Origin of the sequence: Flavobacterium maritimum (assembly GCF_040049085.1) — a bacterium.
Taxonomy (GTDB): domain Bacteria; phylum Bacteroidota; class Bacteroidia; order Flavobacteriales; family Flavobacteriaceae; genus Flavobacterium; species Flavobacterium maritimum.
This window is the reverse complement of record NZ_JBDLZY010000001.1, coordinates 1-22,313: the sequence shown is the minus strand read 5'-3', so window position 1 is coordinate 22,313 and position 22,313 is coordinate 1. Positions and strand designations below refer to the sequence as shown.

Annotated in this window: 11 protein-coding genes; 5 read left to right on the top strand and 6 right to left on the bottom strand. The window is 35.5% G+C overall.

All coding sequences use genetic code 11. The features are described from left to right. The first annotated feature begins 19 nt into the window (after window positions 1-19). The 3 genes from cdd to ABEB23_RS00045 all read left to right on the top strand — a co-directional run bounded on the left by cdd (window position 20) and on the right by ABEB23_RS00045 (window position 3,301). Window positions 20-502: a cytidine deaminase gene (gene cdd / locus ABEB23_RS00055; protein ID WP_348810345.1), complete on the top strand. Its 483-nt coding sequence runs from the start codon at window positions 20-22 to the stop codon at window positions 500-502. Window positions 503-648: 146 nt separating this feature from the next. Continuing rightward, complete coding sequence (gene pdhA / locus ABEB23_RS00050; protein WP_348810344.1) at window positions 649-1,647, top strand: pyruvate dehydrogenase (acetyl-transferring) E1 component subunit alpha; 999 nt, start codon at window positions 649-651, stop codon at window positions 1,645-1,647. A 7-nt stretch (window positions 1,648-1,654) separates the two neighbouring features. Beyond that, on the top strand, window positions 1,655-3,301 hold the full coding sequence (locus ABEB23_RS00045; protein ID WP_348810343.1) for a dihydrolipoamide acetyltransferase family protein: 1,647 nt from the start codon (window positions 1,655-1,657) through the stop codon (window positions 3,299-3,301). A 54-nt stretch (window positions 3,302-3,355) separates the two neighbouring features. On the opposite strand, the gene ABEB23_RS00040 is transcribed toward ABEB23_RS00045, so the two are convergent. Next, window positions 3,356-4,597 (bottom strand): glycosyltransferase, encoded by a 1,242-nt coding sequence (locus tag ABEB23_RS00040; protein ID WP_348810342.1) that lies wholly within the window; start codon window positions 4,595-4,597, stop codon window positions 3,356-3,358. 111 nt (window positions 4,598-4,708) lie between these two features. Between ABEB23_RS00040 and ABEB23_RS00035 the strand changes: the two genes are divergently transcribed. Next, entirely contained in the window at window positions 4,709-5,290 is a 582-nt protein-coding gene (locus ABEB23_RS00035; protein ID WP_348810341.1) for a MiaE family protein, read from the top strand. A gap of 215 nt (window positions 5,291-5,505) precedes the next feature. Here the strand turns inward: ABEB23_RS00035 and ABEB23_RS00030 are convergent, their stop codons facing one another. The 5 genes from ABEB23_RS00030 to ABEB23_RS00010 all read right to left on the bottom strand — a co-directional run bounded on the left by ABEB23_RS00030 (window position 5,506) and on the right by ABEB23_RS00010 (window position 18,379). Then, window positions 5,506-6,705 (bottom strand): DUF6600 domain-containing protein, encoded by a 1,200-nt coding sequence (locus ABEB23_RS00030; RefSeq protein ID WP_348811114.1) that lies wholly within the window; start codon window positions 6,703-6,705, stop codon window positions 5,506-5,508. 307 nt (window positions 6,706-7,012) lie between these two features. Then, the gene (locus ABEB23_RS00025; RefSeq protein WP_348810340.1) at window positions 7,013-8,878 is read right to left on the bottom strand and encodes an OmpA family protein; all 1,866 of its coding nucleotides are present in this window, start codon (window positions 8,876-8,878) and stop codon (window positions 7,013-7,015) included. Window positions 8,879-8,896: 18 nt separating this feature from the next. After that, window positions 8,897-9,814 (bottom strand): PorP/SprF family type IX secretion system membrane protein, encoded by a 918-nt coding sequence (locus ABEB23_RS00020; RefSeq protein WP_348810339.1) that lies wholly within the window; start codon window positions 9,812-9,814, stop codon window positions 8,897-8,899. Window positions 9,815-9,872: 58 nt separating this feature from the next. Further along, on the bottom strand, window positions 9,873-16,127 hold the full coding sequence (locus ABEB23_RS00015; protein WP_348810338.1) for an Ig-like domain-containing protein: 6,255 nt from the start codon (window positions 16,125-16,127) through the stop codon (window positions 9,873-9,875). A gap of 158 nt (window positions 16,128-16,285) precedes the next feature. Next, a complete protein-coding gene (locus ABEB23_RS00010; RefSeq protein ID WP_348810337.1) occupies window positions 16,286-18,379 on the bottom strand; it encodes a chitobiase/beta-hexosaminidase C-terminal domain-containing protein in 2,094 nt (697 codons plus the stop codon). A 634-nt stretch (window positions 18,380-19,013) separates the two neighbouring features. Between ABEB23_RS00010 and ABEB23_RS00005 the strand changes: the two genes are divergently transcribed. Continuing rightward, window positions 19,014-21,770 carry a hypothetical protein gene (locus tag ABEB23_RS00005; protein ID WP_348810336.1) on the top strand — a complete coding sequence of 919 codons (2,757 nt, stop codon included), beginning with the start codon at window positions 19,014-19,016 and terminating at the stop codon, window positions 21,768-21,770. Window positions 21,771-22,313: the final 543 nt, after the last annotated feature.

Below are 22,313 nucleotides of genomic sequence, written 5' to 3'. Positions count from 1 at the left end.
TTTTTTTCCTTAAGAAATAATGAAAGAAATATCTATAACAACACAATTTTCAGTTTTTGATTCACTTACAGAATTACCAAGCGAAATTCAAAATCTAATGGAACAAGCAGTGGCCGTTAGAAAAAACGCATATGCCCCTTACTCAAAATTCAGAGTTGGTGCTGCCATTATTTTAGATAACGAAAAAATTGTATTGGGATCCAACCAGGAGAACGCAGCTTACCCTTCAGGACTTTGCGCAGAACGTGTTGCTATTTTTCATGCAGGAGCTGTTTATCCAGATGCAAAAATCTTAAAAATGGCTATTACCGCAGCTTCTGATACTAATAAAACAACGACCCCAATTCCACCTTGCGGTTCTTGCAGGCAATCCATAGCAGAATACGAAATAAAACAAGATACCCCAATAGAAATATATTTCATGGGAGAAACAGGTGCTATTTACAAATCAGCATCCCTAAAAAATTTGCTCCCTTTTATGTTTCACAAAAAGTTCTTGTAAAAAAACCCCAAAAATTACCTTTTAAATTTTACTTCTTAGTTGGAATGTCTTATTTTTGCATTTCGCAAATTTGTGGGAGGAAACTATTTTGCGTTATAGGTACCAATTGATAACACAATAACACTTTAGCAAAAGAATTAATTCAGATGAAAGAAGTTACAAAAGAGGTTTATTTAAAGTGGTATGAAGACATGCTGCTTTGGAGAAAGTTTGAAGACAAACTTGCCGCATTATACATACAACAAAAAGTTAGAGGATTTCTACACTTATACAATGGTCAGGAAGCCGTTTTAGCAGGTGCTTTACATGCTATGGACTTGACTAAAGACAAAATGATTACCGCTTATAGAAATCACGTACAACCAATTGGTATGGGCGTAGACCCAAGACGTGTAATGGCTGAACTTTTAGGAAAAGCTACCGGAACCTCAAAAGGAATGGGTGGTTCTATGCATATCTTTTCGAAAGAACACCGTTTTTATGGTGGTCACGGAATCGTAGGCGGCCAAATTCCTGTAGGAGCTGGATTGGCTTTTGCAGATAAATATTTTGAAACTGGAGGAGTTACCATGACCTATTTTGGAGATGGTGCTGCTCGTCAAGGTTCTTTACACGAAGCTTTTAACATGGCTATGCTATGGAAACTTCCAGTAGTATTTATCGTGGAAAACAATGGTTATGCGATGGGTACCTCTGTAGAAAGAACTGCAAACCATACTGATATTTGGAAATTAGGTTTAGGATATGAAATGCCTTGTGGACCAGTTGACGGAATGAATCCGGTAAAAGTAGCTGAAGCCATGACAGAAGCTATCGAAAGAGCTCGTCGTGGAGACGGACCAACTTTCCTTGAAATGAAAACGTACCGTTACAGAGGACACTCCATGTCTGATGCTCAACTATATCGTTCCAAAGAAGAAGTAGAAGAATACAAAAAAATAGATCCAATTACACAGGTTTTAGATGTAATTATGGATCAAAAATATGCTACCGAAGAAGAAATTGAAGTAATCGATCAAAGGGTAAAAGATTTAGTGGAAGAATGCGTAAAATTTGCTGAAGAATCTCCTTATCCAGAAATCCAACAATTATACGATGTAGTATACGCACAAGAAAACTATCCATTTTTACCTCATAAACTATAAATCAATTATGGCAACAATTATAACCATGCCTCGTTTGAGCGATACGATGACGGAAGGAACGGTAGCGACTTGGCTGAAAAAAGTAGGTGACAAAATAAGCGAAGGTGATATCCTTGCAGAAATTGAAACTGACAAAGCAACAATGGAATTTGAGTCTTTCAACGAAGGAACTCTATTACACATAGGTATTCCGGAAGGAGAAACAGCGCCAGTTGATAGTCTTTTGGCTATCATCGGTAATGAAGGAGAAGATATCTCCGCTTTATTGGCCGGAAAACCAACCACAGCTACCCCAGCTGAAACAGCTCCAGTAGCAACTGAAGCAACTGAAGCAAAAAAAGAAGAAAGCGCAGCTCCTGCAGCAGTAACATCACTCCCAAAAGGAGTTGTAGTAGTAACTATGCCTCGTTTAAGTGATACTATGACCGAAGGAACTGTAGCCACTTGGTTGAAAAAAGTTGGTGATACCGTTGCCGAAGGTGACATTCTTGCTGAAATCGAGACAGATAAAGCAACAATGGAATTTGAATCTTTCAACGAAGGCACTTTATTATACATCGGAATTCAAGAAGGAAATACAGCACCAGTTGATAGTCTTTTAGCTATCATCGGACCTGCAGGAACAGACATTAGTGGCATTGCCGAAAATTATACAACTGGCGGGGCTCCACAAGCTGCATCAGTTGCAACAGAAGAAACCAAAGCAGTTACTGCTGAAAAAGCTGCTGAACCAGTTGAAACAGTAAGTAGTGATGGTAAACGAATTTTGGCTTCGCCATTGGCAAAGAAAATTGCCAGCGAAAAAGGAATTCAACTAACACAGGTAAAAGGTTCTGGTGAAAACGGGCGTATCACAAAAAATGATGTCGAAAACTTTACACCACAAACTGCCGCTGCTCCAACAGCAACAACTACTGCGCCAGCAAAAGCTGAAACTGCAGCCGCTCCAAAAGTATTTGTTCCTGCCGGAGAAGTTTTCACAGAAGAAATCAAGAATTCGCAAATGCGAAAAATAATTGCTAAACGTTTAGCAGAATCTTTATTTACTGCTCCTCATTACAACTTAGTTATAGAAGTAACAATGGACGAAGCAATGAAATCAAGAGCGATCATTAATAGTGTTCCCGATACAAAAGTATCATTCAACGATATGGTGATAAAAGCTTGCGCAATAGCTTTAAAGAAACATCCTAAAATCAACTCTCAATGGAGAGAAGATGCTATCATTATCAATCATCATGTAAATATTGGTGTTGCTGTAGCTGTTGAGGACGGACTAGTTGTTCCTGTATTACGATTTACAGATGCAATGAGTTTATCTCAAATTGGTGGTAACGTAAGAGATCTTGCTGGAAGAGCTAAAAACAAAAAATTATTACCAACAGAAATGGAAGGAAGTACTTTTACTGTTTCTAATCTTGGAATGTTTGGTATCACCGAATTTAACTCTATCATCAACCAACCCAACTCTGCTATTCTTTCAGTAGGTGCTATTGTAGAAAAACCGGTAGTGAAAGATGGTCAAATTGTAGTAGGAAATACTATGATGTTATCATTAGCTTGTGATCACCGTACAATTGACGGAGCAACAGGAGCTCAATTTTTACAAACTTTGAAACAATATATTGAGAATCCAGTAACTATGCTGGCATAATCCTTTGTTTTAACATATTAAAAAACCCGTTTTGAAAATTCAAAACGGGTTTTTTTATTTATTTTTTTCCTCTATCCACTTCGACATGTATTTTGTACTTTTTAAAGTATGATGGTGCAACACCTCGCCCATAAAGTTACTCAAACGGTGTTGTTCTAAATTAGACAATAAAAAATCAATTCTCTCTCTAAAGTCAGCTTCAAATATATCTTTGGAATAACGCTGGTTGATTATTGCAATTCCATTTTGTTGCGCTTTCAGCCAAATCTTTTTATCCAGATACAATTGTACTGCGTCATTAGCAAAATCAACAGCATTATCAGCTACACAACCACTCCAGACTAAATCATCACACATCGACTCCGCACCAATAGAAGTGGTAACACTTGGTGTACCACATTGCATCGCCTCAATCAACTTTCCTTTAATACCAGCACCAAAACGCAAAGGAGCTAAAACAACTTTAGCATTTTTAACCACTTCTTCCGCATTGGCAGCACGACCTTTTACAATAAATCCCTCAGCTGGTTTATGCAATTGCAACACTTTTTGAGAAGGGTAAGCACCATAAATAAAAATAGAAGTTTCCGGTAATTGTTTTTTAATTAAAGGCCAAATACTTTCTTTTAGAAATTGAACGGCATTCCAATTCGGTTCATGAAGAAAATTCCCAATGAACACAAAATTTTCCCTTTCTTCAAATGAAGGTAATGCATGAATAATGCTTCCTTCGATAGGATCTAACAAAAAAGGCAAATAATACAACAAAGCTGTATCAATTTTAAAGACGGTTGCTAACAACTTCATTTCATATTCTGAAATCATCAAAGACAAATCACAACGCAAAATACTGGCAATTTCTCTTTTGGCCACATCTTCAACAAGTAAATCCGAAACTCTGAAATCCCGTTTTTCTTTAAATGCCTTTTGGCGTGCCAACCGCAAACAATGCAAATCTTCGGTATCCAAAATTCGTAAAGCACCAGAACAATTTTCGCTCACACGCCATCCAAATTGTTCTTCAATCATAAATCGATCAAACAAAACAATATCTGGATTTAATTCTTTTATAAAAGCATCAAAACTGGAACAGTTTAAGGCAATCATCTTTTTATCAACTCCATATTCTTTTAAATCTACCATAAAATCACTGTCCAAAGCCGGACTAGAAAAGGTGATTTGATATCCTTGTTCCTTGAAAAAGGCTATCAACTGTATCATCCTTCCTCCTGCAGCAGATGAATTGGGCTCTGGCCATACAAACCCAATAATAAGAAGTTTTCGAACTTGATTCATAATTATTTTAATTTCAATTGCAAAATAATGCTATTTTGACGGCAAAACTATCAATGAGTCCAAAAATAGCTAAGAAAACACTAATTTTGTACCTGAATAAATTTCATTATCATGTTAGGATTAAAATTAGCTACAGACCCACGCTGGGTAAATATAGTCGAATCGAATATAGAAGAAATTTTAACCGATCACGCTTGGTGTGAGCAAAAAGCAGCATCAAATGCGATAAGTTTAGTTACATACAACTCTGAATTGGAGGAATTGGTAACCGAAATGCTAATCATTGCAAAAGAAGAATTAGATCATTTGCAGTTGGTCCATGAATTAATAAAAAAGAAGGGACTGACCCTGGGCCGGGAAAGAAAAGACCATTATGTAAATGAACTTTTTAAGTTTATGAAAAAAGACGGTAGCCGAAAAGATGCTCTTTGTGACCGGTTATTATTTTCAGCCATGATAGAGGCCCGAAGCTGTGAACGTTTTAAAGTTTTATCTGAAAACATAACTGACCCCGAATTAGCCAAATTCTATCGTGATTTAATGATTAGTGAGGCCGGACATTACACCACTTTTCTTGGTTTCGCCAAAAAGTACGCTGACAATATTGATGTTGATAAACGTTGGAAAGAATGGATTGAATTTGAGACTTCCATCATCGTAAACTACGGAAAAAAGGAAACGGTTCACGGATAAAATAATCAAAACTGATTTACAGAACCAGAATCAACTATTACATTATTTTGAAAAATAAATTTCAACTAAAAAGGGTATGCTAACTAACATACCCTTTTGTTTTAACGACATTGTCCTCACGCCGTCCCTGTACACGAGATAGAGAGCAAACCACTTATGCATTCGAAACGATTACTTTTTCTCAATATTTATAGCTACAATATTATCATTATTCTTTACTGTTTCTTTTGTGCTTGTTGTTGTTTTGAATGTTGTGGATGTGCTTGCTGCTGATTAAAGTTTCGCTGCATTTGCTCCTGCCTTGCATGCTGCTCATTCTGTTGCTTTTGCATTTGCTCCTGCCTTGCATGCTGCTCATTCTGTTGCTTTTGCATTTGCTCCTGTCTGGCATGCTGCTCGTTTAATTGTTTTTGCATTTGTTGTTGTCTGGCATGCTGCTCATTTAATTGTCTTTGCATTTGTTGCTCTCTGGCTAACTGTTCCTTTTGTTGTTTTTCAAGTTGTTGTTGCCTTCTGTGCTGCTCCATTTGGTAACGTTGCATTTGTTCCTGTCTATCATACTGCTCATTTTGTTGCCTTTGATATTGTTGCATCCCCACATCCTGATTGTTCTGCTTCTGTTGTTGTTTTTTCACTGGCTGATATTCCTCTTTAGTCATCCTAGAAGCAGCAGGCTTAACATCTTTTAATCGTACTACTTTAGAAGGAGCAGGTTTCCGTTCGCCTGTCTTATATTTTTCTACAGATGGCCGGTATAGTTGAAGTTCTTTCTTGTTTAAATTCTGACCTGGAACACTTCTCCCTTTTAAGGCAATTGGCGAAATCGTTGTACCAGTTCTTCTTTGCACATCGCTTCTTACAGGTCCGGCATTATATTTTACACGACTTACATTATCCCTCTGGATATTATTTATTACTTTGGAATTATTGATGATTGTAGTGTTATTTGATGGACTAACATAATAATTATAGATATTTGTTCGTCCAAAATACCTGTCCCTGACAAACACCCACTGATTATAAGGCAAACGGTAACTTACACTATAAGCAAAGTCAATACTTATTCCGGGACCTATTGGCGCCCATCCTAAATATCCCTCTGATCCTCTCCAAATGACCCATCCCGGACCCCATTCATAACCAGGAATCCATATCCATCCATAATAGCGATCAAATAACCACCGCCCATAATGAAAAGGTGCCCATCCCCATGAATAATTAGAAACCCAAGTCCAACCGAAATTAGTGTAGACCCAATAACCGTCAGTCCCGTAAGGGATAAATTGATTTGAAACATTAGGTACCCAAGCATATCCATAGTTTGGATAAGATACCCAGTTACCGTATGGACTTAAATTATCATAAAAAAACTGAAAACTAATTGATACCTGTGCAGTTGCTTTTTGCGGTACCATCAATGCAAATGAATTAACAACAAAAAACAGGATAACAATTCTAACTGTTGCTTTCATAATATACATTATTGATTAATTCTTCTAAATTTACGACACAATTAAAATCATAACATATTAAAGATAAGCATTTTAAATACCAACCATTGTTAAAGGGATTCTAAAGAGTTCATAATATTCCAGCTAAGCGAATAATTCAATACAATTGGAATCTACTTACATACTTTTTCTGGTTGAGGCATAGTCTAAATTAAAAGAGGGCATGTTATTGCTAACATACCCTCTTTAATAAAAATTTTAAAAATAATTATTATTTCACAATCATAAATTCTGAACGCCTATTTATGGCATGTTCCTCTTCAGTACATTTGTTTTTACAATCCACTTTTGGTTGTGATTCACCAAAACCATTCCCTGAAATTCTGCTGGCATCAATCCCTTTTGAAATAATATATTGGACAGTCGATTTTGCTCTTCTTTCCGAAAGATCTAAATTGTATTTCCCATCCCCTCTCGAATCTGTATGAGATTTGGCAAAAATTACTAGTTTATCATTTTGAGACATTACATAAACTAGCTTATCCAATTCAGAAGCTCCTTGTTTGGTTATATTACTTTTATCAAATTCAAAATAAATTGGATTCAAAATTATTTCTGTTTCTGTTATAATCACTTCTATCGGATCTATTGAAGCATCAATAACAATTTTTCCTCCCAATATTTTGGTCACAGGGAAACTTTTCGTTACAAAACCATCTTTAAAAACTTCAATTATATATGCTTTTTGACATTCGACATTGTATGTAACTTCACCTTTTTCATTAGCGATTTGTGTGTCCAAAATATTGTTCATTTCATCTAAAATAACAACCTTTGAAGAGGCCAAAACTTCTCCTGTTTTGGAATTTTTCACAATAGCTTGGATCTGACCTTTACATACTGGCACCGAACTATAGATTTGATCTACGCCAGAACGATTACTAGATAAATAGCCAATATTCTTTGCCTTATTGAATGTAAAAGCAAAATCATCTTTTTCTGTATTGACCGGTTTTCCAATATTGACAGGATTCTCGTCTTTATTTAAATCGACAGAAAAAACGTCTAAACTCCCAAAACCCGTTAAGCCATTTGAAGAAAAATACAAAATATTGTCTTCAGTCACAAAAGGGAAATTTTCATCTCCGGCCGTATTTATTTTATCACCTAAGTTTTCTGGAATACCAAAAGTACCATCACTATTCACAGCTACTTTCCAAATATCTGTTTTCCCAATAGATCCTGGCATATTTGAAGCAAAATAAAGCGTTTTCCCTTCCTTATCAATTGATGGATTCCCTGCTGAATAGCTTTTATTATTAAAAGGTAATGGCATCAATCCTGACCATTTCCCATTTTCTTTAACCGCTTTATACAAACTAACCTGACCATATTTCAATCGCTTTGCTTTGTCTTTCTCAAATAGTTTTTCATTAAAACTTTCACTAGAAAAATAAATGGTATTGCCATCATTAGTTATTGATACTGAACCTTCATGAAATTTCGTGTTTAATTCTTCAACAGGAGTTGGCTCTGAATAGGTTCCATCAGTATTTAATGTAGATTTATAAATATCTAAAAACGGCTCATTATTCCATCCATATTTTTTATTATTCTCATTTCTTGCACTTGCAAAATAAAGGACGTCACCATAAAGGACAGCTCCAAAATCGGATTTCGCTGAATTAATCGAAATTTTATTTACATCAAACAGTTTCTCTTTATCTATGAGCTGAGGGAGATAATCTGGATTTTTGTTGAATTCTATGGACCTTTGGTCATTTGGAATCAAGGCAGCAAATATTTTCATTTGCTCATTAGCCTCAGAATATTTACTGTTAGACTTGAGCATTTGAGCATATCTGGCATAAGTCTCCGCATCTTGTTTGGATTGCATTGCTTGTCGGTACCATTTTTCAGATTCAATTGTATTATACATATTATAATAACAATCACCTAGTTGTTTACACACATAACTGTCTGAATCTCCTTTATTAACTAATGCCAAATATTCTTGAACAGCCTGGACATATTCGTACCTGTCAAATAATTTATCTGCATTTTTAGTGTTTTTATTTTGTGCAGTAACGGAAATCGTTGCAACCACAAAAAACAATAATATCGTATACTTTTTCATTAACTATTAAATTTAATTTTAGAAAAATCTTGGAGAACGTGACACTTTCTTCGGCACAAATAAATCGTATAAAACAATAAATTCATGAGATGATTTGGATGTCATATTCAGATCAGAAACTATATAATCGTAAGCATAACCTATTCGTAACTCTGGAGTAACCGCAAAATTTATCATCGCTCCAAAACTGTCTTCTAATCGATAGGTCGCACCTAGTTCAAGCTTTTCCTGATATAAAAAATTAGCCGAAAGGTCTAACGAAGGTGATACATCAAAAGCAGATTTTAACATAAAGGAAGGTTTGAATTTCAATTCATAATTAATATCAAACACGTAACCGGCAGTTAAAAAATAATGTGATACGTCTGAACCATATTCTCTACCATTATAGTCCAAATGTGCTGACTTAATCATATTAGGTATCGAAAATGACACATAATATTTGTCTGTATAATAAAACACACCTGTCCCCAAATTAAAAGAAGTGTCGTTGATATCCTCTCCAAAAATTCCTTCCGACGGGTCAGGCAAACTGGACTGAATATCTCTCAGTCCAACTTTATGAAAAGACACTCCTGTTTTTAAACCAAATGCCAATTTTTGTGTCTCTCCTAATTTCAATGTATATGAAAAATCTCCAAATACATTTTGTTCCGTTACAGGACCTATTTTATCAGAGATTAAAGACAGTCCAGCCCCAACATTGTTTCCTACCGGAGTATGTCCTGAGAAGGTAAAAGTGGTCGGTGCATCTTCAATATTCACCCATTGTTTTCTGTATAAAAGCCCAAAAGAAACACTCTCTTTTGAACCTGCATAAGCTGGATTTATAACATTCATATTGTACATATACTGCGTATAATGTGGATCTTGTTGTGCTTTCACATCCATAAAGGTTAAAAGAACCAAAAGGGAAGTTAAAAATATTTTATTCATGTCTATATGTTTTATTTTTTGAATACCTAAAATTAAAGTCTTAGAGAAATGCAATTAATTATTTTTCTCTGATTAGATAGATCCAACCTGTTTTGGATTGTCCGCTATTAAACTCTATCACATAATAATAGGTAGCACTTGGAAGATCATCGCCTCCACTGGATTGGCCTTTCCATTGATCTGAGTAATTAGACTGGCTATAAACGTTGATACCATATCTATTAAATATCTCCAGTTTTTTTACATCCATTAGCCTTAAATCAAAGTAATCATTTGATCCATTTCCATCTGGCGAGATTCCTTTTTGAATATCACAATAAATAGATTCTACCGTTGTGTCTCCCGATGTTTCACATCCTGTATCCGTTGAAGTAATTGTTAATGTATATGTTACAGGAAATGTTTCTTTTTCAGAAGAAGACGAAATCACTTCAGATAGATTTAACACATTCGAATTTGAACCTACTGGAGAACCATTAGCGTCTTTCCATAGATAGCTTACATTGTCGGGGTTATATGAACTGGCCAATGGCGAGGCTGTCAGCTTATATACTTTATTCTCACAATCACCAGTTGTTTCAAATTGAATCTGAGGAGGGATTGGGTTTATAGTTTGTTCTAAACCAGAAGATATACAAGTTATACTATTTGTTAGTCTCACGCTTATTGTATATTTCCCTGGTAGCAAATCAACAAATAGGTTACTGTCTTGATACCCATTCCCAATACTGTATTGCACATTTACTTGTGGAGTAATCTCAATTTTACCTGTAGGTTCCAAACAGGTCGGCTGTGTTATTTCAGCCAAAGTTGGTGTTGCGGGCAAAACAGGAAGCGGATCAATTATTACTGCAGAATTACTTTGGGACAAACAGCTATGATCTGCCAGATTCCTAACATATAGTGTATAACTATTTGGAGATAACCCTAAAAATATTTCACTAGCCTGAAAACTAACATTATCAATACTGTATTCAACTCCAGCTTGAGCAGCAATAACAATCGTTCCTGATGGCGTTTCGCAAATTGGTTGCACTACACTTGCTGCCGTTGGTACAACTGGAGCCATTGGAATCGCATTAATTGTTATCGCAGAGGCAGACGTCGTAACGCAAGTAGCATCTAAAAGATTCCTAACATAAAGCATATAGTTACTAGGTACTAAGCCCGGAAATAAGTTTGAAGACTGGTACGTTATTCCATCTAAACTGTATTCCATTCCTGATTGTACGGCTATTGTTATAGATCCGGCTGGCGTACCGCAAGTAGGTTGGATTACACTTGCTGTTGTTGGTGCAACTGGAGCTGAGGGAATAGCACTAATTGTTATCACAGAAGCAGACGCTGTTACGCAAGTATCATCTAAAAGATTTCTAACATAAAGAGTATAGTTATTAGGAACTAAGCCCAAAAATAAGTTTGAAGACTGGTATGTTATTCCATCTAAACTATATTCCATTCCTGATTGTACTGTTATTGTTATAGATCCTGCTGGCGTACCACAGGTAGGTTGGATTACACTTGATGCTGTTGGCGTAATCGGAGCTGACGGAATAGCATTAATTGATATTGCAGAAGCAGACGTCGTAACGCAAGTATCATCTAAAAGATTCCTAACATAAAGCGTATAGTTATTTGGAACTAAGCCCGGAAATAAGTTTGAAGACTGGTACGTTATTCCATCTAAACTGTATTCCATTCCTGATTGCGTAGCTATTGTTATTGATCCGGATGGTATACCACAAGTAGGCTGGATTACACCGCTGACAGTAGGAACTACTGGGGCAGCAGGAACTGAATTTATCACCACCATAGATGAGGATAAAACAGAAGTACATCCTTTATCATTTGTGACTTTGAACGTGTAACTCGCTGATGGAGCTAAATTATCAAACAAATAGGTATTTCCGGTATTAGAAACAGATGTTCCGTCTGAGGAATTTATAGTCCAGAGGCCTGTAGCCGGCAATCCTGTTAACAGGACACTTCCTGTATTTTTAGCACAAGTTGGTTGGGTAATTACATCAATAACTGGAGGCTGGATAGCATCAATTGTTACTGTAACTTCTAATCTATTGATACTTTCACAACCAACAATTGGGGTGGTTGATTTCTGTGCAGCATAATATTTACTTCCTGAAACAAGTGGCGTATTTCCTGGCAGAAGACTTCCGTTGCTCGCCGCTGTATACCACGCTATATTCGAATTGTTAACTATACCTTGCAATACAATACTGTTAAGTGTTGCACTTTCAGACTCACAAAAGAATACGTTCGGATTGACAATAGTAGGAGTCGGCGGATCTACTACAACTGCAGTTACCTCCAAACGTTCTACACTTTCGCACCCTGCAACAGTTTGAGAAACGTAATATTTTTTTCCGTTTTCTAAAATGCTTGTGTTTATCAGCAAATTCCCTCCATTTGATGCATCATACCATAAAAAAGGTAGTCCACCTGTTACAATTAAATTAGAAATTGTAGCATTTTCACTTGAACAAAATTCTTGGATTCCATCACCTGAAGGTTTTGCAGGTTTATTTATAGTTACATTCACAGCAACTCGGGACTCACTTTCGCATCCTGAGACTGTCTGAGTTCCATAATAAATATTATCAATCAAAATATCGCTTGGGTTTAGCGGTGTTTTTCCTGTGGAAGAAGCATACCATTTTATATCGGCCCCAGATGTTACTTGAGAAGTCAAAGAAGCTACCGTTGCATTATCTCCCTCACAAAAGGTAAGAGCATTAACTATGGCTGGTATCGATGGTTTATTAATTATTACAGTTACTTTTAATCTATTCACACTTTCACAACCAGAAATTGTTTGCGTTGCAAAGTAATCACCATCAGACAAAGGAGTTACATCCGAAATCAAATTATTCAACACATCATACCATTTCACATTAGTCCCGGTAACCTGCAAATCTGCACTTGTAGCCGAATTACAAAAAGTTTGAACTGCATCAGTTGTTATAGGAGCTGCTGGCTTGGTGATTGACACTATAACTTTTAGTCTGTCAACGCTTTCACATAACAAGCCGGAAGTTGCAGTTTGAGTAGCATAATAGTCTTCTGAATCTACTAATGCCTCCGTAACAGATAAAGATGAACCTCCAGTGGCATTCGCATACCATTTTATCCCTGTCCCTGTTGCAACTAAACTGGCTACAGTTGCATTTTCTGATTCACAGAAAGATTGTGTACTTGCTCCAGTTGGTTTTGCTTGAGCTGTTATTGTTAATGAAACCGCGGTTCTTCCGGAACTTAAACATGCATCCACTGTTTTTCTGGCTTCTGCATAATAAGTAAACACTCCAGGTAAAGTATTAGTTGGTATATAAGTTGTGCTGTTGGTGGCCAGTGGCACACCTCCGCTATTATCACCATACCAGTCTACTGTTTCCCCACTATTTACAGTAGCAGATAAAGTAGGATTTGATTGTCCTTCACAAACTGTTTGATCACCGCCACTAATTGGATTGTCAATTAGTGAGCAACTGCAATTTGGTGCAATTACGTTATATACTTCTATACATCCATTTCCTTTATCGGCAGTAATAGTAAAGTTAGTTCCCGCAGGTATCCCTGTTATAGAATTCCCAACGATATTCCCAACAACAGGATTTAATGTTATTGTACTTCCGCTGACGGCTGTAAAGTCAACTGAATATGTTAATAAATCTAATGAGCAAACTTTAGTTATAACATTCAAAAATGGAGAATCTTTTATTTCTAAAGTGACTGCAGTTCTAGAGACACTTGAGCATGAACCAATGTTATTTTGGGCATAATACGTTTTAGATCCTACTGTATTTGAAATAGGATTAGTGACCAAATTACCATTTGTAAGTGCATCGTACCATACTACAGTTCCAGTAGCAACGGTCGCTGACGCGGTTAGAGTTTGCAAAGGATTTGTAGCACAAACCGATTGATTACCTCCACTAATTGGAGCTTGAGGGTCATTTATAGTAACAAGTAACGGATATCTGGAATCACTTTCACAAGATAATATTGTTTGACTGGCATAATAAGTAGTTCCTGTCACTAATATTTGAGAGGAAGGCAAAGGACTTCCTCCAGCAGCATTTAGATACCATTTAATTGTACCTGTTCCCGTTGCTACTAAATCTGCAATTGTACCGGCATTACATACTGTTTGCGCACCTGATCCAGATGGCATTGGTGTAACATTTATCGTTACCTCAGTAGGAATTCTAGGTGTACTCTCGCAAGAAAGTGTTCCAGAAACAGTTTGGGTCGCATAATATGTTTCTCCATTTACCAAAAGTGTATTAGGATCTTTAGGTGACCCTCCATTAGGAGCATCATACCATTTGACAGCTGTACCAGTCGCAACCAAATCAGATACTTTTGCAGTATTACAAAACGTTTGAGTTGCATCCACAATTGGACCTATAGGATTGTCTACAATGACATCTACACGAAGACGAGAAATACTTTTACAAGAAGTGCTTAGATTCGTTTGTTCTGCATAATATGTACCTGTATTCAAATCTGTATTGGCAGGTATTGAGACCCCTCCTGTCAAGGCAGTAAACCATTCCACATTAGTACCTGCAGCAACTAAATTACTAACCTTTGGTGTGTTTATTTTACAGAAATTTTGATTTGACGAACCCGTTGGCGGTTCAGTAACGTTGTATAAAACTGTTACATCTGCTGAAGATGTTGCACATTGTCCACTTGAAATCGTCCATGTGAAAACATAAGTTCCAACTGCACTCACACTGGCTGTTGAATTGCCATTTGATGCATCACTAAAACTTGCCGTACCCGGACCTGACTTTTTAGTCCAAAGTCCAGTTCCTACTATTGGGGTATTTCCTCCTAACGCATCACTTGTTAAAAGACATTTTGATTGGTTGGCTCCCACAGTGGCGGTTGTCGGATTAGAAACAAAATTCATTGTAATATTATCTTCCGAATAGCACGGACTTAATGCAGTGGCGGCTACTATTACAGGGTTTGGATCTTTTAAATTATAATTAACGGCCCCTGAACCATAATCTGAGCTGCTCGACAATTCTGGACTTAAAAAAGAATTGGTAACATTATAATTTGATTCTGCATTGTCTTGCATCGTAAATGCAAAAAATTTAATGTCACCACCGGTATATCCAATAAGTGATTTTAAAACTTCTACCTCGAATCCTTTGGTGTAATCAGTGATCCCCGTATTATTTTTATTGATTCCCATCACTGCAGTTGGTGCTCCGGTAGCTGCAGTACCTAAATAAGTTTTAATAGAATTTCCCGTTTTCAACTCAATAACATCAGCATAATAATTGGTTTCCCCTCCATCAGTTGCAATGGCTATACAATAGTCTGCGGCAAAATAAGAATCAAACGTACTTGGATTATTGTTAAAATAATTAAAAGCTCGAACTGGAGGAAGAGAACCATTCTCATCTCCATAATTGGAAACATTAAACCCTCCCGATTTAGTATCCAAAAATAATAACACCCTCCTGTAATTAATTAATTTTCCTGCAATACCAAAAACTAACTTATCTTCAGTCGGGCTAATTTTAACAGAATTGATATAGCCTCCAATAGCATTTACAGATAAAGAAGCTGAAAGTGTATTATTTTCCATAGGTCCAGTCCCCCAGGCGGTTTCTGTAATTGTTCCATCCAGAATTACAGCATACCTTGAACGAACACTAACGGTTTGACCATTTGTCAATGCATTAGTCGTAAATGTTTTACTGGTAGACATGGCTTGCTTTACTACACCATCTACTGAAAACTCAAATAAATCCGCCCCACCACTAGCTGTAAATGTAACTGATGTACCCAAACATAAAGGTGTTGTTGTATTATTAACTGGCGAGGCGCTTAAAGTAATTGATGGCGGTACTGAATAAACAGATGCCACAACCGGCACACGGATACTTAAATCGGATCCAGATCTACTTGAAACATAAAAAGTAGTAGTAGTGGTTACATTTGGACTGTAGTTAGAGCCTGTAAATAAAACTGTTGACGTAGTTTGGTCTGCAAACCACTCAATAGTCTCCCCACTTGCCCCAGTTGCCGAAAGATTAACAATTCCTGGTCCGCAAATGCTACCAGCAACAACAGTAGGAGGAGCCAAAACAGCAACTGGTTTAATTGCTGTATAATTAACCTTATCCTTTTTAGTTGGTTTCGGGTCATTTTTCTTAGCAAACAATTCTGAATTCATTTTAGGAATAAATACTAAACTTCCAAAACTCCTTGCCGTTAATTTATGTCCAATTAATAAATGAAATAGTAAAAATAAAAGTAATTTATTCTTCATAAAATGAGTTTATTATAAATTTATAATGGTGATTATTTTTTAGGAACAAAAAATCAATCGATTTCGTAAATAATGTTTAAAAAGAGGCTTTTTTGCATAAAATATCTAAGAGGCTGTTTAAATAAATCAAACAACCTCTTAGATATTTAATAAAAAAATTATTTTTTAACAACGGTCAATGTGCTAGTTTTCCCGTCAATTGAAATTATATTTACAAAATACAACCCATTAACAAGATCACTGATTTCAAAGTCAGAATCTTTACCAAAAGCACCTTTAAATTGTTTTACAATTCGTCCTGTCACATCATAAACATAGACACTTGAAACATCTGTACTAATTCTAAACGATCCTGAAATAGGATTTGGATAAAGTGTTATTTTAGAGCTTATGATTTCTTCTTGATTCACGCTTAAATTAGAGCAAACTTCTTCCACTAAACTTCCAGTTGACATATTATAGCACGTACTTTTATTTACCCCAATAATATCAGCTGTTTGAGGTGATCCTGTACCTCTATTAAAAATAATATTAGTACTTGCAATATTGGCAAACGTATAGGTATAATATCCTGATGAATCAGGCCCTGTCATCGCTTTACCTGGCCATGCTGCATCAGCCAAATTTGCTTTAGGAACAGCACTCCAGTGATAAATATTAATTGGAGCTGCCCAACTGGAAGGAGGTAAAAATCGGATCGTTATATCACCTAATGGTAAAAAAGTATATGTTTGAGATGTTACTCCTGACAATAAGCCGTCTGTATCTTTTGCAATTGCTTTAACAGTTGTATCTGACGTAACACTAATTGCAGTTGTATAAATTGCCGAAGCAGTTGTGGGAGTAGAACCGTCGGTAGTATAATAAATAATGGAACCCACTTTATCATCAGTTGCTGCAATGGTAACTGAAACCGTTGAACCTTCTACAAATGAACCACCCACAGGAGTAATTGCAACCGAAGGAGCGGTATTAACAGCCGATTTAGACCACACCTTATAGTCTGTTCCTGAAGCACTTTCAATCCATCCTGCTCCTGAAGGTGTCCATGTACTGGAGCCAATTCTTACCGCAACTTTATCATCTATAATTGCTGTATAATAACTACTGGAATTTGAAACCACTACACTACTATTGGCATTAATACCATTAGCCTTACGAATAGCCATTAATTTATTGATATCAGATTCGCGAGCCGTATAATTTCTCGTCACACCATCCTTAGTGTAACTACCTCCATAGTAATGAGGAAAAAACACACATGGAATTCCCGGATGTGTCAAAATATATGCATAACCTTTCATGATATTATCTCCACCAATCCATTCGGTTTTAACAAAAGTATCATGATTATCCACAAAAGTAACAGCCAAACTAGCATATCCAAATTGACCTGCCAAACCCGGATTAGCGGCTATTTGACCGTAATTACCATTTAAAGCAGAACTTAATTTATAATACAAGGCAAAGTCAAAAGCTGTCGATCTCTTTCCTGTACCATCAACCCAAGATTTCAAATTATTAACGTCTCCATCCCAATATTCTCCTACCGATGCATACGGTGTAGAAGCTGCAATATAATCTCCAAAAAAACTGGCGGAAAATCCTTTTGCCACATCCCATCTCCAACTGTCAAATCCTAGTGCTTTCAATCGAGTTAAATATTCCTTCACTCCAGTTTGCACTTGAGCATTAGTATGGTCTAAATCCCTTGCCGCACCAAAATCCTCACCAGTATCAGCCGTCCCACAAGGTCTAGTACCGGTAATGGTTACAAAATTTGCCTCATCATTACTTGTTATGGAATGACAATCCCAAGTTGGATTAGTAAAATCGGTCCAGTTAGTAGATCCTCCTCTATGATTCACAACAATGTCTGCCATGGGATGAATCTTAGGCGTACTGTTATTCAAGGTGGTTAACAAAGTTGTTAATTGTGCCTCAGATCCATAAACAGTCTGGGTGAAATTAAATAGTTCAGTCGGAATATATCCAACGCCTCCTGTCGATTTACTTGGAGGTGGCATCCAAAGCACCGTAAAACCAGCAGTCGCATAGCTTGAAGCTCTAGCATTAAGATAATTATACAAGCCTCCTTCTGCACTTACAGAAGGCTGCGTATGCACATCCCATCCGAATGCTTGCAGCATTATATCATCTTTAAAAGTTTGTGCAGTTGCACTTGATGAAAATGCGAAATAAATAAACATTCCCAAAAGGAGAATGTTCCTTGAAAGTAATTTAATAATCATAGATTTGGGGTTAATTAATTTAATAGTTTGCATTTAAAAACAAAAGTTTGCATTCAATCAAATTTTTCAAAATTCTAATATTTTGAAGTTAATAATTTGACAAATGTGCATTTATTTAGGTTTATAATTGCACTATTTTAAAATCTCAACCCTTGTTTCAAAAGTTAAATTTATGTAAAAAATCTTACCCCCGACATGACGGTATACATATGCTGTTACGAAAACGTAATAGTGTTGAAAACTTTATATTATTTACTTTTTAATGAAGCTATTAGGCATACATCTTAAAATTTAAATCCTCTATTTGTATCTGATTTTTGAAAAATTTACAGCCCTATAATTGTAACAATTTCATAACTGTAAGGGAACAAGATTTTGAAAACAAACTCTTTATTTAGAAGTTAAAAATTTAAAATTTCTTAAAACAAAAAAGCAAAAGTAAGCTCTAAAATATAGAGATCAATTCGACAACAAAAATCGAACTCAAAATACAATCCTTCCTAAAAACGCTTCATTTTTTAATTACCTTTGTAAGATATCTCAGAAGATATTTCATCCTAAAAAGTGTTTTTTACTTATTTTAAAAAGAGCAATCTCACTTTGAATTTCAAACAAACCTAAAATCAGATGAATCATGTCTACAATCAAATCTAGCTCCGTTTTTTTTAAAATAATTAAATATACAGGAATAATACTTTTAAGCATTCTCGCATTGATGTTCTTAACACCAATAGTTTTTGCTGAAAGACTCAAAGAAGAAATCAAGAAAACAGCTAATTCAAAATTAAATGGAGAACTCAACTACGTTGATGCAAATGTGTCCTTTTTCCATCATTTCCCTTCCTTAACATTAACTCTAAATGATTTTAGCCTTAAAGGATCGGCTCCATACCAAAAACAAAATTTAATAACTGCCAAAGAAGTATCTTTCGGAATAAATTTATCAAGCCTGCTCTTCAGCAAGTCCATTAACATAGACGAAATTTACTTGTCCAACTCTTCAATTAATATCAAGGTTGATAAAAATGGAAACGCCAACTATAATGTTTATATAGCAGAAACGAAAAAAGCAAAAAAAGACAGCACCGATACCGCTTTAAAATTAGAAAAAATAGAAATAATAAACAGCCAGTTTGTATACGATGATCAATCTGCAGATATTCATGTAGACGCCTTTGGTTTTAACTATTTAGGCAATGGTGATTTAAGTAAAGATATTTTTGATTTGTATTCAAAAGCAAAAATCGATAAACTGAATATCATTTATGAAAAGGAACCCTACTTGATGAACAAAAAAGTGGATGGAGATTTAATCACCAAAGTAAATGTCAATTCGCTCTCCTTCATCTTTGAGCAAAATAATCTAAAAATAAACCAACTTCTAGTTGATTTTAAAGGTAGATTTGATTTTTTAAAAGATGGCTATAATATGGATTTCGTTATTAAATCAAATAACAGTAATCTATATGATGTTTTTACTGCCTTTCCTCCAAAATACATAATCTGGTTAAAAAAAACAGAGTTGAAAGGAAAAACAGATCTCCTTCTAACACTAAAAGGAAAATACATTGCCACAAAAAACATAGGGCCTGATTTAAATCTTGACTTAAAAATAAAGGATGGATTTATAAACTATGATAAAAGTGCATTTCCAGTTTCCAATCTTAATCTGGATTTATCAACAAAAATTCCTTCCCTAAATCCCGAACTTTTAATTATTGACACTAAAAATTTAGTTTTAAATATCCAAAAGGATTATTTAAAAGCTAAGTTCTATACTAAAGGAATATCCAATCCCGAAATAGACGCTACCCTAAACACTAAAATAGACTTGGAGAAACTCAGCAAAGCTCTTGGAATTCCAAATTTAGAATTGAAAGGTCTGTTAATTGGTGAAGGAAATGTAAAAGGAATATACAATCAAAAGAGTGGTCTTTTCCCGGTTACTAATGCCAAAATTAATTTAAAAAACGGTCATATTAAAACCAATTATTATCCGAATCCAATAACAGACATTGACATCCTAACCACAATAAACAATCAAAAAGGGACATTCAACGACTTGAAAGTAACAGTAAAACCTGCTGCATTTACCTTTGAAGGACAACCTTTTTCTGTTGAAGCAGATTTAGATAATTTTGAAGATCTATCCTATGATGTGAAAGCAAAAGGAACCTTGGATATTGGTAAAATCTATAATGTTTTTTCTCAAAAAGGATTGGATATAAATGGATATATCAAAACCGATTTAGTTTTGAAGGGAAAACAAAGTGATGCCGAAAAGGGAAACTATACCAAATTATTTAACAAAGGAACTTTAGAAGTCAAAAACATTCAACTGACTACTGATTATTTGCCAAAAAAAATTCTAATTAAGGAAGGAATATTTAAATTCAATCAAGACAAAATGAGTTTCAACACCTTTTTGGCTGCCTATGGACAATCCGACTTTAAAATGAATGGTTATTTGCAAAATGTATTCAACTTCATGACTTCGAAAACCGGTGTATTAAGAGGCTCCTTTACCCTTAATTCCAAATACATCAATGCCGACGAATTCATGTCAATTTCAAAAACAGATAATACGGTTGAAACTTCTACACCGTCCATTGAGACAAATAAAAAAACAATAGAAGAAACTGGCGTAATCATAATACCTTCCAATTTCGATTTACAATTCCAGGCCAATGCTCAAAAAATAACTTTTGGCGGTTTGACGCTAAACGATTCCAGAGGCATGTTAAAAATGAAAAAAGGTAAATTAATGATGCAAAATACAGGCTTTAATTTAATAGGCTGCGCTGTAACAATGGATGCCACTTATCAGAGTATAAGCCCAAAAAGAGCCCAATTTGATTACAAAATAAAAGCTACCGACTTTGATATTAAAAAAGCCTACAACGAAATAAAAATTTTCAGGGAAATGGCCAGTGCAGCCGAAAACGCTCAAGGTATAGTATCCGTAGACTATGCATTAAAAGGAAAATTAAATGCAGATATGTCTCCAATATACCCATCTCTTGTTGGTGGCGGAGTCTTAACGGTAAAAGAAGTACAATTGAAAGGGATGAAAATGTTCAGTGCGGTAGCTACCACAACAAACAACGAAGCAATAAAAAATCCAGAGATTTCCAAAATTGATATAAAAAGTTCTGTCAAAAACAATATCATCACTGTGGAAAGATTTAAATTCAAATTTGCAGGTTTTAGACCCCGAATAGAAGGAACTTCAAGTCTTGATGGAAAACTTAATATTAAAATGAGATTAGGCCTACCACCATTAGGTATCATCGGAGTACCATTAGTAATTACAGGAACCAAAGACAATCCAAAAGTAAAAATTGGAAAAAAATCTGAGGATTTAGAAGAAACTAAGGACACAATAAATTAATTGATTCAAATTATCTACGCATTTTTAAGACCAAAAAATAAATTATTAGTCGTATCCACTCGCAAAAGAAATTGGAGCTTTAATCAGAGATTTTACTTATATATAATCAAATACCTTTGACTACAAAAAAGGAAGGTTTAATATCTGGTTTGTTCCTCTCTTAGAGTTTACACTATGCACAGCTCTGTTTAACTCTCCTTCGGCATTAGAAGTCCCAAAAAAAAGATAAGATTTTGGGTTTTATCCATGCTACGGCAGAGTCTTTCAATGCAAAGATAAAAGCATTTAGAGCAAATTCAGAGGACTAAGAAATATAGAATTCTTACTTTTTAGACTAACTAATATCTATGCCTAATTTTTACTACTCCAACGGTTTTGGGTTTGATCCCTTAAAGTTTTCTCTTCCTGTTCAGATTATGGAATAATATAGTCTAATTTAAAAAAGCGTTCTAAACGAAAAAACCCCGTTCGTTAGAACAGGGTTTTAGAATCTGAAGATTCAGATTAAAGAAAGGCGACGACATACTCTCCCACATAATTGCA

What these genes read in the sequence shown, in the direction of transcription:
- ABEB23_RS00005 (WP_348810336.1), top strand. Translation starts at nt 19,014, where the DNA reads ATGTCTACAATCAAATCTAGCTCCGTTTTTTTTAAAATAATTAAATAT.
- cdd (WP_348810345.1), top strand. Translation starts at nt 20, where the DNA reads ATGAAAGAAATATCTATAACAACACAATTTTCAGTTTTTGATTCACTT.
- ABEB23_RS00040 (WP_348810342.1), bottom strand. Translation starts at nt 4,597, where the DNA reads ATGAATCAAGTTCGAAAACTTCTTATTATTGGGTTTGTATGGCCAGAG.
- pdhA (WP_348810344.1), top strand. Translation starts at nt 649, where the DNA reads ATGAAAGAAGTTACAAAAGAGGTTTATTTAAAGTGGTATGAAGACATG.
- ABEB23_RS00030 (WP_348811114.1), bottom strand. Translation starts at nt 6,705, where the DNA reads ATGGTACCGCAAAAAGCAACTGCACAGGTATCAATTAGTTTTCAGTTT.
- ABEB23_RS00025 (WP_348810340.1), bottom strand. Translation starts at nt 8,878, where the DNA reads ATGAAAAAGTATACGATATTATTGTTTTTTGTGGTTGCAACGATTTCC.
- ABEB23_RS00020 (WP_348810339.1), bottom strand. Translation starts at nt 9,814, where the DNA reads ATGAATAAAATATTTTTAACTTCCCTTTTGGTTCTTTTAACCTTTATG.
- ABEB23_RS00015 (WP_348810338.1), bottom strand. Translation starts at nt 16,127, where the DNA reads ATGAAGAATAAATTACTTTTATTTTTACTATTTCATTTATTAATTGGA.
- ABEB23_RS00045 (WP_348810343.1), top strand. Translation starts at nt 1,655, where the DNA reads ATGGCAACAATTATAACCATGCCTCGTTTGAGCGATACGATGACGGAA.
- ABEB23_RS00010 (WP_348810337.1), bottom strand. Translation starts at nt 18,379, where the DNA reads ATGATTATTAAATTACTTTCAAGGAACATTCTCCTTTTGGGAATGTTT.
- ABEB23_RS00035 (WP_348810341.1), top strand. Translation starts at nt 4,709, where the DNA reads ATGTTAGGATTAAAATTAGCTACAGACCCACGCTGGGTAAATATAGTC.